Raw genomic sequence first — 14,712 nt, 5'->3', positions numbered from 1 at the left:
TCCGGGGTGCCGGTCGCCCGGGGTGTCGAGGCTCGGCGCGCCCGTGACGGCGCCGAGCGGCGGCTGGGCTCCCTCAATGGCGGCTGGGCGCCCTCAGTGGCGGCGTACCTCCACGAAGCGCACCGGCGTCCCGGGTACCGCCTGGGCGGCTGCCGCGAGGTCCCCGGCGCGGACCACGGCGATGACCGGGTAGCCCCCGGTGGTCGGGTGGTCCGCCAGGAACACCACCGGGCGGCCGTCCGGCGGGACCTGGACCGCGCCCAGCACCATGCCCTCGCTGGGGAGTTCGCCCGGGACGGCACGCTCCAGCGCGGGTCCCTCCGTGCGCAGGCCGATGCGGTTGCTCGCGGAGGAGACCCGGTAGGCGCGGGACGTGAAGACGCGCAGCGCCTCCCGGGTGAACCAGTCGTCGCGCGGGCCCGGTGTCACGCGCAGGGTGAGTTCCGCCGGGGGCGCCGGCTGCGGAGCCACGTCCACGCGTGCGTGGGGCTCTGTCGGGGCGCCCAAGGGCAGGACCGCGCCGTCCGTGAGGGGCGGGGGGCCGAGGCCGGACAGGAGGTCCGTGGAGCGGCTGCCGAGGACCGGCTCGACGGTGACGCCGCCCGAGACGGCCACGTAGGAGCGCAGCCCGGAGACCGCCCGGCCGACGTCGAGGAGGGCACCCGCGGGGACCGGTACGGGGGCGCCCCACGCGACCGGGCGGCCGTCCACCGTGACCGGGCAGGGGGCGCCTCCCACGGCGACGGTGACCGCGCAACGGGGGCGCAGGGCACAGCCGTCGAGCGTGGTCTCCAGGACGGCCGCGCCGGGAGCGTTGCCGACGAGGCGGTTGACGAGCGCCGCGGCGGGTCCGTCCAGCGCCCCCGAGCGGGGCACGCCGAGGTGCGCGTGGCCGGGACGGCCCCGGTCCTGGAGGGTGGTCAGCGCCCCGGACCGTACGACGGCGAGCGCGCGGTCGGTCATGCCGCACCCGCCGCGACGAACCGCACGCGCGTGCCCGGGGACAGCAGAGCCGCCGGCACGCGTGCGTGGTCCCACAGCACCGCGTCCGTCGTGCCGATCAGCTGCCAGCCGCCCGGCGACGAACGCGGGTACACGCCCGTGTACGGGCCCGCGAGAGCCACCGAGCCGGGCGGGACGGCAGTGCGCGGGGTCGACCTGCGCGGGACGTCGTAGCGCTGCGGGAGACCGGTGAGGTAGCCGAAGCCCGGCGCGAATCCGCAGAAGGCGACCGTGAACTCGGTGGCCGCGTGGATGCGGGCCACCTCCTGCAGCGGGACTCCCCAGTACGCGGCCACGTCGGCGAGGTCCGGGCCGTCGTAGCGCACGGGCAGCTCGACGACGTCACCCGTGCGTGGGGGAGCGGGCGGTGCGGGGGAGGCGGTCAGTTCGGAGGCCAGCCGGGCGGGGTCGGCGAGGCCGTCGAGGAGGACCGTACGGGCCGCGGGGACGATCTCGGCCACGCTCAGGGAGCCCTCCGCGCGGCGGCGCAGCAATGCCGCGTGCAGGGCCCGGGCCTCCTCGCCCGAGGCGACCTCGACGAGCAGCGCGCCGTCACCGACGGGCAGCACCCTCATGTGAAGGCCTCCACGCGGACCCCGGACTCCGTGAGCCGCGTACGGACCCGGCGGGCCAGCTCCACGGCGCCCGGCGTGTCCCCGTGCAGGCACAGCGAGCGCGCCCGGACCTCGATGCGCGCGCCCGAGTGCGAGGTGACCCAGCCGTCCCGGGCGAGCCCCACCGAGCGCGCCACGACGGCCTCCGGGTCGGTGACCACCGCGCCCTCCTCACCGCGCGGCACCAAGGTGCCCCGCGCGGTGTACGCGCGGTCCGCGAACGCCTCGGTGACCGCCGGGAGGCCCGCCTTGCCCGCCAGCTCCAGCAGGCGCGAGCCCGGCAGGCCGAGCACGGGCAGCGTGGCGTCCGCGAGGCGCACACCGTCGACGACCGCGGCGGCCTGCTCCTCGTCGTGCACGACCCGGTTGTAGAGCGCGCCGTGCGGCTTGACGTACGACACGCGCGTGCCCGCCGCGCGGGCGAAGACCTCCAGGGCGCCGATCTGGTACGCCACCTCGGCCGTCAGCTCGGCGGGCGGCACGTCCATGGCCCGCCGCCCGAACCCGGCCAGGTCCCGGTAGGAGACCTGGGCGCCGACCCGTACCCCGCGCTCGGCGGCCTGCTCGCAGACCCGCCGCATGGTGACCGGGTCCCCGGCGTGGAAGCCGCAGGCCACGTTGGCGCTGGTGACGACGGACAGCAGTTGTTCGTCGTCGGTCAGCCGCCAGCGGCCGAAGCCCTCGCCGAGGTCGGCGTTGAGATCGATCGAGGTCATGGAAGTTCCGCGTCTCCTTGCCGGGCCGTGTCTCAGGCCACTCGGTACTGCTGGTCGCGGGCGTCGGTGAGGAACATCTGGCCGGGCGCGTGGGTGATCGCGAACGGCGGGCGCGAGGTCGTCACCGCGGCCTGCGGGGTCACTCCGCAGGCCCAGAACACCGGGATGTCGTCCGGCTCGCGGTCCACCGGGTCCCCGAAATCGGGGCGATCGAGGTCGCGGATCCCGAGGGTCGACGGGTCGCCGCAGTGTACGGGGCCGCCGTGCACCGCGGGGAGCAGACTGCTCTCCCGGATCGCCGCCGCCAGGTGCTGGGGCGGCACCGGACGCATCGACACCACCATCGGGCCGTGCAGGCGCCCCGCCGGCCGGCACTGCCAGCTGGTCTCGTACATCGGGACGTTGCGTCCCTGCTCCAGATGACGGATCGGCACGCCTGCCTCGCTCAGTGCCCACTCGAAGGTGAAACTGCACCCGATGAGGAACGACACCAGGTCCTCACGCCAGTGTGCGCGCACGTCGGTCGGCTCGTCCACCAGCTCGCCGTCCTGCCACACCCGGTAGCGCGGCAGGTCGGTGCGCAGGTCGGCGCCGTCGGCCAGGACGGTCGTGGGGGAGCCCGCGTCCGTGACGTCGAGCACCGGGCAGGGCTTGGGGTTGCGCTGGCAGAACAGCAGCATGTCGTACGCCCAGTCCGCGGGCACCGAGATCAGGTTGGCCTGGGTGTGACCGGCGGCGACCCCGGCCGTGGGGCCGGTCAGGCCCGCCCGGAAGCGGGCCCTGGCTTCCTTGGGGCTCCACGCGTGCGCGTGCTCGTCGACGAGGGTCAAGGGCCGGTCCTGGGTGCGGGTGAGGGATTGGTCTGCCGCTCCGCTCATGGGGCGCTCCTCGGCTCTGCTCAAGGGTCGCTCCTCGGCGCCGGTCATGAGGCGCGCTGCGGCGCCCGTCAGGGCTTGGCCTCCGGCGCCTGTCGGGGCTTGGTCTCCGGTGCCTGTCGGGGCCTGGTCTCCGGTGAGGGTCAGGGATCGGTCCTCGGTGGGCGGCAGAGGTCGGTCCTGGGTGCGGTTCACGTCAGTTCCCTCCCGCGGGTCTCCGGCAGGCCGAGCAGGGCCAGCGCGGCGATGCCGTATCCGATCGCGCCGAACACCAGCGCGCCGCCCACGCCCCAGCTGTCGGCCAGGAAGCCGACCGTGGTGGGAAAGACGGCACCCACGGCACGGCCCGCGTTGTACGTGAAGCCCTGTCCGGTGCCGCGCACCGCCGTCGGGTACAGCTCGGCCAGGAAGGAGCCGAAGCCGCTGAAGATGGCCGACATGCAGAACCCGAGCGGGAAGCCGAGCACCAGCAGCAGGGTGTCGGCCCCCTGCGGGATGTTGCCGTACGCCAGGACGCACAGGGCCGACAGGAGCGCGAAGAGCCAGATGTTGCGGCGGCGGCCGAGCCGGTCGGTGAGGTAGCCGCCGGTCAGGTAACCGAGGAAGGCGCCGGAGATCAGGAAGGTCAGATAGCCGCCGGTGCCGACGACGGAGAGGCCGCGATCGCTCTTGAGGTACGTGGGGACCCAGGTGGCGAGCGTGTAGTAGCCCCCCTGGACGCCTGTGGAGAGCAGGCCCGCGAAGATCGTCGTACGCAGCAGGCCGGGTTTGAAGATCGCCGTGAAGGGGGTCCGCCCGGTGCTCCGCTCCCGCGCGGCGACGGCCTGCGGCGCGTCCTGGACCCGGCGGCGCATCCAGACCACGAGCAGGGCGGGGAGCGCGCCGGTCCAGAAGATCACGCGCCAGGCCGTGCCATCGTCGAAGAGCGAGAAGACCAGCGTGTACGCGACGACGGCCAGGCCCCAGCCCACCGCCCAGGCGCTCTGGATCGCGCCCAGCGTGCGGCCCCGGTGCTCGCTGCTCGCGTACTCGGCGACCAGGATCGCGCCGACCGCCCACTCACCGCCGAAGCCGAGTCCCTGAAGGGCGCGGAAGACCAGCAGCGACTCGAAGTCGGGTGCGAAACCGCAGGCCACGGTGAAGACCGCGTACGTGACCACCGTGATCATCAGGGCCCGGACCCGGCCGACCCGGTCGGCCAGCACGCCCGCGAGGGCGCCGCCGATGCCGGAGGCCAGCAGCGTGACGGTGGTGAACAGGCCGGTCTGGCCGCTGTCCAGACCGAAGTACGCGGCCAGCGCGACCATGCTCAGCGGCAGCGTGAAGTAGTCGTACGAGTCGAGGGCATAGCCGCCGAACGCGCCGGCGAAGGCGCGCCGACCGCGCGGACCGAGCGCGCGGAACCAGCCCAACGCCCCGTCTTCGGCGGCGTGTTCGGTCCTCGTGGGGTCGGCGGTCATGGCCTGGGATGGGGGAGTCGTGCTCATGTGCACCTCGCTAGGGGAGGACGAAGGGTGCGGAACTGAGCTGTGCGGTGAGCAAGAAGGTAGAGGATCGTTGAACGATCCTTCAATACCCCTGTTGTTTCGTTCTCGTGTCTGCGGTTGAATTCCGGGCATGGCAGAGCAGCTGACCGGCCTGGCCGGCGACCGCGCCCTCCTCGGCCGCACCAGTACCGCGGAGCGGGTCTCGGACATCCTGAGAAGCCGTATCGCCGAGGGCTACTTCCCGCCGGGGACCCGCCTGTCGGAGGACAGCATCGGGGGCGCGCTCGGGGTGTCCCGCAACACCCTGCGGGAGGCCTTCCGCCTGCTCACCCACGAACGTCTGCTCGTCCACGAGCTGAACCGGGGCGTGTTCGTCCGGGTCCTGAGGGTGGAGGACGTCGAGGACATCTACCGCACCCGCCGCCTTGTGGAATGCGCCGTCGTACGCGGGCTGGGCGAGCCGCCGTACGACGGGGAGGGACTCGCCGAGGCCGTCGCCGCCGGGCAGCGGGCGGTGCGCGAAGGTGACTGGAAAGCGCTGGGCACCGCCAACATCCACTTCCACCGGGAACTGGTCGCACTCGCGGGCAGCGAGCGCACCGACGAGCTGATGCGCAGCGTCTTCGCCGAACTCCGCCTCGCCTTCCACGTGGTGGACGACCCCCGCCGGCTCCACGAGCCTTACCTCGCGCGCAACCAGCAGATCCTCCAGGCGCTCCAGGCGGGCGACAAGGCCGAGGCGGAGAAACTGCTCGCGACGTACCTCGACGACTCGCTGAGGCGCGTGGTCGAGGTGTACATGCGCAGGGTCGGCGAGGACGGCTAGCCGCTGTACGCGGGGCGGCTGGCTGCTTTGCGCGGAGGCGTGGTCGGCTGGCTGCTGTGCGTGCGGGCTAGGTCGGCTGGCTGCTGTGCGGGGGCGAGGTCGGCTGCGGCCGGTCCGGCGGGCGCGGGGGCGGTCGGGGGCGGTCCGGTGGCGGTCCGGTGGCGGTCAGGTGGAGGTCAGGACGGCGGGGGCCGGTCCGGCGGGTCGGGCGGATGCGGGTTCCGCCGAGGCGGGCGTGAGTGGGTGCCGGCGGGGCGGGGGGATGCGGGTTCCGGCGGGGCAGACGGATGCCGGTCCCTGCGGGTCGGCCGTGCCGCGGTGTGAAATCCGGGAGGCGGGGTCGCTTCTGCGGCGTTTCGGCCGTTGTCAGACCGAGGGCCTAGTCTGTGCACCGTGACTTCGCCTGCGACGACGGACAGTGTTCCGCCCCAGCTCAGCGCGGGGCCGCGCCCCGCACCGGGCCCGGCCGCCGACGAGGGGCTGGCGCGTCGGCTGCGCGCGCTCGCGTGCACCGCGCCGCTGCATGACCTCGACGTGCGCAAGGCCAACCTGGCGGGCGAGTACTCGGTCTACGGCATGGCGGAGGTGGCCCTGGCCGCCATCGACCTGGTCACTCTGAACATGGACTTCGACACCGGCGCCGACCATGACCAGGTCGTCGCCCGCCTCATCCCGCGCATCGCCGCACAGGCCCCCCAGCGGCCCGTCGCCGAGCACGAGCGGGTGGCCCGCTGGGTCCTGGAGAACCTGATCAACGTCGGCAGCGTGGACCGGGGGTTCCGCGCGGTGTACGGCACGTTCGCGACCGACGGCACATACGTCCGGCGCGACTACGACTTCAAGCTGATCGAGGAGGTACCCGGCCCCGGCGGCTCGGTCTACCTCCGGACGACCGACGAGGCGGTCAACGTCCTCGTCGGCGCCCTCGACACCGACGTCACCAGCGCCCAGATCGCCGCCGAGGTCAAGCTGGAGGTGCTGATCAGCCGCGGCCGCCTCGCCGATGCCCAACTCGCCGCCGAACAGGCCCGGTACCGGACCGTGCAGTACTCCGAGACCCTGCGCCGGGCCCTGGACGCGACCCGGCGCAACGTCCGGGCGGTCGACTGGCTCAACGCCGTCCCCGACATGATCACCGAGGCGCTCGACCACGTGGCCGACCGCTACCGCCACGAGAACGCGATCCTCACCAACATCCGCAAGGCGCGGGACGAGTCCGAGGACCCCGAGCAGAAACGCCGGGCCGCCGAACTGGTCGACATCGTCAAGGACTGCATCCGCCGGCACACCCAGCTCCAGTCCCGACTGCTGGAGGCGGGGCCGCTCTTCCGGGCCGAACAGGACCGGCAGGCCTTCGCCACGCCCATGACGACCTCGGGCATAGACCTCTACGGGCAGCTGGTCTCGCCCGTTCTGCCGCTGCCCCTGGAGCAGGCGGTCCGGGTCACCGACGCGTTCTTCGCGCGCGGCACCGGTTTGCGCACCCCGGTGTCGGTGCGGGTCGGGGACCTCGTCGACATACTGCTGACCCCGCCGGTGGAGCGGGAGCACCTGGGTGCGGAGATGCCCGAGCCGGACCTCATCGCCACCCCGGACGACAGCCGGTTCAGCGAGGAGCAGCTCGCCTCCGCCATGGAGCTGCTCGACCTGCCCGCGGACGCGCCACGCCGACTGTCGGGGCTGCTCGCGGACGCCCGTCGGCGGGACCCCGATCTGCCGTACCTGGTGGCCCTGTTGGCGGTCCACGCGGCCAGCCCGCCGGTCGGCACCGCCTACCGGCAGGGCGAGGAGAAGCTGTTGTTCGCCGTGGACGACGGGACCGAGCTGGACGACCCCGAGTTCGGCGGGGCCGACCTGATCGTCGGCACGGCCCTGCTGGACGCGGCGGGCATGGCGGCGGACAGGACGGAAGCGGCATGAGCCGAGTGGCAGGGCAGCCGGGAGTGGCCGTGACGGGGCGACACCCCAGCGGGGGTCTGGCCGTGGTGGTCGGTCGGCGGCGCGGTGAGAGGGCTCTCCGCGGTCCGCACGGAAGCGGCATGAGCCGAGTGGCAGGGCAGTCGGGAGTGGCCGTGACGGGGCGACACCACAGCGGGGGACTGGCCGTGGTGGCCGGTTGGCGGCGCGGTGAGAGGGCTCTCCGCGGTCCGCACGGAAGCGGCATGAGGCGAGTGGCAGGGCAGCAGGGAGTGGCCGTGTCCGGGCGACACTGCAGCGGGAGACTGGCCCTGGCCGGTTGGCGGCGCGGTGAGGGGGTCGTTCGTGACCGGGACGGAGGCGGCTTGAGCGGGGCCGCACCACAGTCGGGTGTGGCCGTGACCGGGCGACAGCCCAGAGAAGGCCTGGTCGTGACCGGGCGACAGCGCGGCGACGGGCCCGGTCGTGGCCCGGACGGAGGCGTCGTGAGCCGGGCGACAGCACAGCAGGGAGCGGCCGTGACCGGGACGGTGGCGGCATGAGGCAAGTGACAGGGCAGCAGGGAGACCGACCGTGACCGAGCACGTCGAGTGGAGCGAGCCGGAAGCCGGACCCGCGCCGGTGCCCGCCGCCGTCACGCCCGCCGACGCCGCAGACGCGGCGCGGCTCGTCGCCTTCGGGCTGCAACCCAAGCTCCAGCCCGCGCGGGACCAGGAGTACACCGAGCTGCTGCGCCGCTATCGCGAGGACCCGGCGTTCGCGCGGCTCGCCGACGCGGTCGCCGCCGGGCTCGGACTGGTCGTGCTGGAGGTCTCCCCGCGCGCGGGGATGGCCGTGACCGCCGCCGAGGACTCCGTGTTCGCCGTGCGGATGGGCGACTACGCGCGCCGCACCTCCGCCGACGGCGGTGACCGGTTCCTGCACGGACTGGCCCACCTCGCCGTCGCCGCCATGGCGTTCCCGCGTCCGGAGGACCTCGCGGACGACGCCTACATCGGCCGGGTCAGCGTCAACGGCGTCGACGCCTTCGTACGGCAGGCCTGCCGACGGCTGGGGGAGCGGGCCGAGGAGACGGGCGAGAACACCGACCCGGCCACCGACGCGCCCGGGCTGGAGGCCGCCTGGCGGATCTGGGTCAGACGCAGTGCGACGGGCGCCACGAAGGACGCGCGCAGACTCGCCGGCTCCACGACCGGCATCGTCGGCAAGGCCGTGGCCTTCCTCACCGACTCCGGCTTCCTCCAGCGCACCGGCGACGAGAACGGCGGCACCTACCGGACGACGGCCCGCTACCAGCTCCAGGTCCGCGACATGGCCGGCAGTGCCGCCATGGCCGAACTGCTGGAACTGGGCGTGGTCCCCGTCACCGACGGCACCCCGACGCTGCTGCCCGCCGAGGAAACCGAGGAGCTGGTGGCCGACGCCGGGCTGCCGTTCCACTCCTGAACTCCCTCTGAACTCCCCCCACCTGCCGAAGACTTACGAGAGTCCGCCATGTACGAGCTGTCCCGGGTCCGCCTCTACTCCATCGGTCCCGCCGGTGCGCGCTACGCCGACACCGTGCTTGACCTGCGCGGCGTCGGCGCGGAAGTGCCCGACCCCGCACCCACCCAGGCGGAGTTCTTCGAGGACGAGCCGGTCGGCCCGCCGCGCCGGCCCGCGCCCGCGGGCGTGCTCTTCCTGGAGAACGGCGGCGGCAAGTCCGTACTGCTGAAGCTGATCTTCTCCGTGATGCTGCCCGGCCACCGCAACACCCTCGGCGGCGCCAGCTCCGGCGTGCTGCGCAAGTTCCTGCTCGCCGACGACTGCGGCCATGTCGCGCTGGAGTGGCAGCACACCCTGACCGGCGAGTGCGTGGTCGTCGGCAAGGTGAGCGAGTGGCGGGGGCGGCAGGTCTCCAACGACCCGCGGAAGTTCGCCGAGGCCTGGTACTCCTTCCGGCCCGGCCCCGGGCTGTCCCTGGACAACCTGCCCGTCGCCGAGTCCACCTCCGTGCGGTCGACCGTCGAGGGGGTCTCCGGGGCGCAGGGTCGCCGGCGCACCATGAAGGGCTTCCGGGACGCCATCACCGAGGCGGGCAAGGCGTATCCGCACCTGGAGGTGCACTGGGAGGAGATCCACGACCGTTGGATCGAGCACCTCGGGGACCTCGGTCTCGACCCCGAACTCTTCCGCTACCAGCGGGAGATGAACGCGGACGAGGGAGAGGCCGCCGGTCTCTTCGCGGTCAAGAAGGACTCCGACTTCACCGACCTGCTGCTGCGGGCCGTGACCGACACCCGGGACACCGACGGACTCGCCGACCTGGTCAGCGGCTTCGGCAACAAGCTGGGCCGCCGCGCCGAGCTGATCGCGGAACGGGACTTCACGGCAGGCTCCGTCGATCTGCTCGGACGGATCGTCGAGGCCGCCGAGGCACGCTCCCGCGCGCGGGACATCCACACCGGCGCCGAACGCCGTACGAGGACCCTGGCCCGCAGGCTCTCCGCGCGCGGCTCCCGGGAACGGGTGCGGGCCGCCGACCTCGCCCAGCGGGTCACCGCCGCCGCGTACGCGGTCACGCATGCCGAGGGCGCACGGGAGCGCAGCGCGCTGGTAGCCGCCGAACTCGCCTTCCGACACGCCTCGTTGGCGCTCGCCGCGGCCGAGAAGTCCGCCGCCGCACAGAAACGCGAACTCGCCGAGGCCCGTACGTTGCACTCGGCCTGGCAGGCCGCGGAAGCCGTGCTGCGGCACCGCGCGGCCGCCGACCGCGTCGCGCGCGTGTCGGTGGCGATCCAGGAGGCCGAGCGGGACGCGGCACCCGCGCTGGCCGCCCGCGCCAAGGCCGCCGTCGACCTCGTCCGAGCCCTGCACGCGGCCGCGGAGAGTGCCGAGACCCTCGCCAACAAGGAGGAGGAGCGGTCCGCCGCGCTGCAGGAGACCGGTGAGACCGCGCACCGGGACTCCACCGCCGCCGCCACCGAGGCGCAGCGCGCCCGCAGCGAGGTCGGGCATCTGCGGCAGCGGCTCACCGAGGTGGAGCAGGAGACCGCCGAGGCGGTGCGGGCCGGCTGGCTCGACGACAGCGCGCCCGACGCCGACCCGGCACGGGCCGCCCTGGCCGCCAGCGACGCCGAGAAGACGACCGTGGCCGCCTGGGACACTGCGCGGGAGGCCGCGCGCCGGGCCTCCGAGCACGCGCGCGAGGCGGGCTCCGCCGAGTCCCGTGCCGAACTCACGGCGGCACGCGCGGCGGACGCGGCCGCGGCCGCGGCACGGTCCTACGAGGCGGAGAAGCGGCTCGCCGAGGCGCTGGCGGCCGAGCCGCGCCTTGCGGAGCTGCTCAGCCTGACCGGCGCGTCCGGCACCAGGCGCGCGGGAGTGCCCGAGCCCCGGGCGGGGGCCGACGGTCCCGGCGGACGCGACGATGCCCCGGGCGGGCAGAAGGGCACCTCCGTCGGGGGCGCCCCGGTCGGGGACGACGGCGTGGGAGCCGTGGACGGCGCCCTCACCCCCGAGGAACTCGACCGGTTCGCCGACGAGTTGCGCGAGCTGCTCGAGGACGCCGTCTCCTCCGCCGAACGCCACCTCTTCGAGCTGCGCACCGCCGCCGCCGACGACTCCCGCATCCTCGGCGCCCTCGGTGACGGCGGACTGCTGCCGCCCGGCCCGGACGTGCTGGCCACCGTGGAGTACCTCGGCGAGCACGGCATCCCGGCACTGCCCGGCTGGCGCTACCTCGCCCAGGCCGTCGACCCCGCCGACCACGCGCGCGTGCTGGCCGCCCGGCCCGAGCTCGTGGACGGCGTGATCATCACCGACCCCGAGACGCACGCGCGTGCCCGCGAGGCGCTCAACGAAGCCGCCCTGCTGCCGCGGTCCGCCGTCGCCGTCGGTACGGCCGCCGCCCTGCTCGCCCCGACCCCGGCCGCCGACTCCGCGAGCGAGGCCGTCTTCCTCGTACCGCCGAACCCGGCCATGCACGACGAGCACGCCGCCGACGAGGAACGCCAGGCGCTGCGCGCGCGGGCCACCGAGCGGGACGAGGAGATCCGTTCGCTCGCGGCCCGGCTCGGCAAGGACCGGGAGCTGGCCGCGCGGCTCGCCTCCTGGCGCACCGGCTGCCCGGCCGGGCGGCTGGTCGAGCTGGCGCAGAGCGCGCACGACACGCGCGTGTTCGCCGAGGAGGCCGAGGCGGAGCTCGCCGAGGCGCGGACCGTGCGGGCCGAGGCGGACGAGGCCGCCGCGGAGGCCGCCCAGGTGCGCGACGAGCGTCAGGAGGCCGCGCAGAAGGCCCGGCGTGCCGCCGACGCCCTCGCGGGCCTCGCCTTCCGGCTGCGCGAACGGGCCGGCTGGCAGGTCAAGCTGCGTGAACTCGCCGACGAGGCCGCCGAGTCGGAGGCCCGCGCCCAGACCTGCCTGGAGCGCGCCCGCGCCGCCGACGAGGACCGGCGCGCCGCCCAGCGCGCCGCCGACGACGCCCGCCGCACCGCGCGTGCGCTGCGTGCCGAGCGCGCCGAGATCGCGGGCGCCCCCGACGACGTACCGGAGAGCGATGCCGCAGACCCCAAGGCGTCGCTGCCCGCCCTGCGGGAGGCCTACCGGGCCGCCTCACAGCTCTACGAGAAGGTCGGTGTCGGTGCTGACCTGCGCGCCGAGCAGGCCCGTGCCGAGAGCGACGAGAGCGCGTCGCTGGCCGAGCTGGACCGACTGAGCAACAAGGTCCGCACGCGCGCGGCACAGCTGCTCCAGTCGCCCGACGGTTCCGACGGACCGTCCCGGCAGGCCGCCGCCGCCCGCGCCGAGGAGCTGGTGCAGCTCCTGGAGACCCGGATGTCCACCGCGAGCGAACACCTCGGCCGACTGCGCGGCGAGGCCGAGCGGCACGCGCCCGAGGACGGCGCGGCGCACACCGAGCTGTCCGAGGAGCTGGAGCCCCGTGACGCCGAGCACGCACAGGCGCTGCTGCGCACGGCGACCGCCGAACTCGCCGCCCGCACCGAGGCGTTGACCCAGGCCAGGGAGGCGCACGCCGAGCTGCTGGAGGCCCACCGCGCCGCCGAGGACGCGGCCGGCGGCTTCGACGAGATCGCCGCGATGCTCCGGGACCTGCTGCGCGAGCACGCCCTGGAGGACGACCAGGAGGAGCCGGAGCCCTACCCGGGCAACCTGGAGGAGGCCCGGCAGTCCGCCGCCGAGGCCCGCCGCTCGCTGCGAGGCTGCGCCGCCGACCTGTCCGCCGCCGAGGGTGCCGTGCGCGAGGCGAGTGACATCCTCGTACGCCATGCCAACTCCACGCGCTACGAGCAGGTTCGCACCCCCGCGCGCCAGCAGATCCGTGAACTGCCCGCGTCCGCGCTGCCGGAGCACGCCCAGAAGTGGGCGGACGCCTTCGCGCCCCGACTGCGGGTCCTCACCGACGAGTTGGCGCAGCTGGAGCGGAACCGGGACTCGATTGTGGACCGGCTGCGCGGGCTCGTGGAGTCGGCGCTCGCGACCCTGCGGTCCGCTCAGCGGCTGTCCCGGCTGCCCGAGGGACTCGGCGAGTGGTCCGGGCAGGAGTTCCTGCGGATCCGTTTCGAGGAGCCCGACCAGGCCATCCTGACCGAGCGGCTCGGCGTGGTCATCGACGAGGCGACCCGGGCGGCGGTGAAGAAGAACTCCGACCTGCGAAGGGATGGCATGTCCTTGCTGCTGCGCGGGGTCGGGGCGGCGCTCGAGCCCAAGGGCGTCGCGGTCGAGATCCTCAAGCCGGACGCCGTGCTGCGGGCCGAGCGGGTGCCGGTCGGGCAGATGGGCGACGTCTTCTCCGGCGGCCAGTTGCTCACGGCCGCCATCGCGCTGTACTGCACCATGGCCGCGCTGCGGTCGAACGACCGGGGCCGGGACAAGCACCGGCACGCGGGCACGCTGTTCCTGGACAACCCCATCGGACGCGCCAACGCGACCTATCTGCTGGAGCTCCAGCGGGCGGTGTCGGACGCTCTGGGCGTCCAGCTCCTCTACACCACGGGGTTGTTCGACACGACCGCGCTCGCGGAGTTCCCGCTGGTCATCCGGTTGCGCAACGACGCCGACCTCAGGGCGGGCCTGAAGTACATCAGCGTGGAGGAGCACCTGCGTCCGGGACTGCCCCAGCAGGCGCAGTCGGAGGAGGCGGGGCACAGCGAGATCACGGCGACCCGGATGTTCAAGCGCCCGGCGCCGACTTCCTGAGGGAGCCCGTGCGTTGACCCGGTGGTTTCCCGAGGGAGGCTGCCGGGCCGACGAGAAGGGGTGCCGGCGCTTCCAGGACCCCTGCCTGGACCGCGTCTGCGCCCCTCAAGAGCGCGTCGGTCCCGGCAGGAGCACGGCCGCCGCCCTCAGGAGTGCGACAGCCGCCCCGCACCGCTCCGGTGCTGCCGTATCCGCCCCTGGGGCCGCGCGACGATCCGCGCGTGACGGCGGGCCTTGCGCCGCTCGCGCCGCAGCGCCCGGGCGGTGCTGCTCGGGGCCGACACCACGCCGTTGCGCTGGTTCCACACCTGGCGGGTCACCCAGACGTCCAGCGCGCCCCAGGTCGCCACCACGGTGCTCGCCACGCTGCTGAGGACCATCGGGAACGCCAGCCAGGATCCGGCCATGGTGCACAGGAACGCCACCATCGCCTGTATCAGCGTCACCGCGATGATCAGGACCGCACGCACCGCCGACCGGCGCACCGGATCGGGCATCCGGCGCCGCGGCGCCACCTCCTCGACCCACAACGGCCGGTAGTCGAACCGCTCTTCCGCTGTGGCCTGCTCCGCGGTCCCGGACCCGGGCCCGCCTGCGCGCTCTGGAATGTCGCGATCCAGTGCCTCCGGACCCCGCCGCACCCTCAGGTGCGCCGCGGCGCCGCCCACGGGCGCCTCGCGCCGCTCCGCCGTGCCCATCAACGTGTCACTCCCCACCGCCAGCAGACCACTGCCCGTGTCGAACGCACGGCTCCCCTGTGGGTGCCCGGCTTGCGCTGTTTTACGCTGCCCGGATGTGGGATGCGGCTCGTGTGGCCGATTCCGCCCCCATTTCCCGAAGAGAAGGACGAACGACACGCTTCGAAGATTCCCGAGAACGAAAAATTCTGGCCAACTGACCAGCAGAACCGACCGAATCCATAGGAGTCGTCGAGGTGGGTTCAGGGCGGCATCTCCCGCAATGCCCGGACAACTCCCCATCTCGTGCCGCCGGTGCGGAAGTTCGGCCTCCGGACGGGTCTTCGAGTTAACTGTGCGACGGTAGTAGGCTCGCGCCGTTTGTTGACGCACATGTGTA

10 protein-coding genes are annotated in these 14,712 nt (G+C 74.0%); 4 read left to right on the top strand and 6 right to left on the bottom strand.

Annotation, left to right across the window (positions count from 1 at the left end):
• Positions 1-93: 93 nt before the first annotated feature.
• From ACZ56U_RS28165 to ACZ56U_RS28145, 5 genes are all read right to left on the bottom strand, one after another.
• Positions 94-963, bottom strand: a complete 870-nt coding sequence (locus ACZ56U_RS28165) for a 5-oxoprolinase subunit C family protein (RefSeq protein WP_469086773.1) — start codon at positions 961-963, stop codon at positions 94-96.
• Positions 960-1,577 carry a 5-oxoprolinase subunit B family protein gene (locus tag ACZ56U_RS28160; RefSeq protein ID WP_469086772.1) on the bottom strand — a complete coding sequence of 206 codons (618 nt, stop codon included), beginning with the start codon at positions 1,575-1,577 and terminating at the stop codon, positions 960-962. The genes ACZ56U_RS28165 and ACZ56U_RS28160 overlap by 4 nt, the downstream gene beginning before the upstream one ends.
• Entirely contained in the window at positions 1,574-2,332 is a 759-nt protein-coding gene (locus tag ACZ56U_RS28155; protein ID WP_469086771.1) for a LamB/YcsF family protein, read from the bottom strand. Before ACZ56U_RS28155 ends, ACZ56U_RS28160 begins: the two co-directional genes overlap by 4 nt.
• Before the next feature lie 32 nt (positions 2,333-2,364).
• Entirely contained in the window at positions 2,365-3,210 is an 846-nt protein-coding gene (locus ACZ56U_RS28150) for a putative hydro-lyase (protein ID WP_469086770.1), read from the bottom strand.
• A gap of 188 nt (positions 3,211-3,398) precedes the next feature.
• Entirely contained in the window at positions 3,399-4,694 is a 1,296-nt protein-coding gene (locus ACZ56U_RS28145; RefSeq protein WP_469086769.1) for an MFS transporter, read from the bottom strand.
• Positions 4,695-4,824: 130 nt separating this feature from the next.
• On the opposite strand from ACZ56U_RS28145, the gene ACZ56U_RS28140 reads away from it, so the two are divergent.
• The 4 genes from ACZ56U_RS28140 (at position 4,825) to ACZ56U_RS28125 (ending at position 13,635) form a co-directional block, all read left to right on the top strand.
• Positions 4,825-5,520 carry a GntR family transcriptional regulator gene (locus tag ACZ56U_RS28140; protein ID WP_469086768.1) on the top strand — a complete coding sequence of 232 codons (696 nt, stop codon included), beginning with the start codon at positions 4,825-4,827 and terminating at the stop codon, positions 5,518-5,520.
• Between the two features lie 393 nt (positions 5,521-5,913).
• Positions 5,914-7,440 carry a hypothetical protein gene (locus ACZ56U_RS28135; protein ID WP_469086767.1) on the top strand — a complete coding sequence of 509 codons (1,527 nt, stop codon included), beginning with the start codon at positions 5,914-5,916 and terminating at the stop codon, positions 7,438-7,440.
• Between the two features lie 570 nt (positions 7,441-8,010).
• Positions 8,011-8,883 (top strand): hypothetical protein, encoded by an 873-nt coding sequence (locus ACZ56U_RS28130; RefSeq protein ID WP_469086766.1) that lies wholly within the window; start codon positions 8,011-8,013, stop codon positions 8,881-8,883.
• Between the two features lie 48 nt (positions 8,884-8,931).
• Entirely contained in the window at positions 8,932-13,635 is a 4,704-nt protein-coding gene (locus ACZ56U_RS28125; protein WP_469086765.1) for a hypothetical protein, read from the top strand.
• 146 nt (positions 13,636-13,781) lie between these two features.
• On the opposite strand, the gene ACZ56U_RS28120 is transcribed toward ACZ56U_RS28125, so the two are convergent.
• Positions 13,782-14,333 (bottom strand): hypothetical protein, encoded by a 552-nt coding sequence (locus ACZ56U_RS28120; protein WP_469086764.1) that lies wholly within the window; start codon positions 14,331-14,333, stop codon positions 13,782-13,784.
• Positions 14,334-14,712: the final 379 nt, after the last annotated feature.

The sequence above is a fragment of the Streptomyces sp. NPDC034103 genome (assembly GCF_055575395.1).
This window is presented reverse-complemented; position numbering and strand designations above follow the sequence as displayed.

Excerpts from the sequence above, each read along its gene's own strand:
- ACZ56U_RS28145 (WP_469086769.1), bottom strand. The coding sequence starts at position 4,694 with ATGAGCACGACTCCCCCATCCCAGGCCATGACCGCCGACCCCACGAGG.
- ACZ56U_RS28165 (WP_469086773.1), bottom strand. The coding sequence starts at position 963 with ATGACCGACCGCGCGCTCGCCGTCGTACGGTCCGGGGCGCTGACCACC.
- ACZ56U_RS28120 (WP_469086764.1), bottom strand. The coding sequence starts at position 14,333 with ATGGGCACGGCGGAGCGGCGCGAGGCGCCCGTGGGCGGCGCCGCGGCG.
- ACZ56U_RS28125 (WP_469086765.1), top strand. The coding sequence starts at position 8,932 with ATGTACGAGCTGTCCCGGGTCCGCCTCTACTCCATCGGTCCCGCCGGT.
- ACZ56U_RS28160 (WP_469086772.1), bottom strand. The coding sequence starts at position 1,577 with ATGAGGGTGCTGCCCGTCGGTGACGGCGCGCTGCTCGTCGAGGTCGCC.
- ACZ56U_RS28155 (WP_469086771.1), bottom strand. The coding sequence starts at position 2,332 with ATGACCTCGATCGATCTCAACGCCGACCTCGGCGAGGGCTTCGGCCGC.
- ACZ56U_RS28140 (WP_469086768.1), top strand. The coding sequence starts at position 4,825 with ATGGCAGAGCAGCTGACCGGCCTGGCCGGCGACCGCGCCCTCCTCGGC.
- ACZ56U_RS28150 (WP_469086770.1), bottom strand. The coding sequence starts at position 3,210 with ATGAGCGGAGCGGCAGACCAATCCCTCACCCGCACCCAGGACCGGCCC.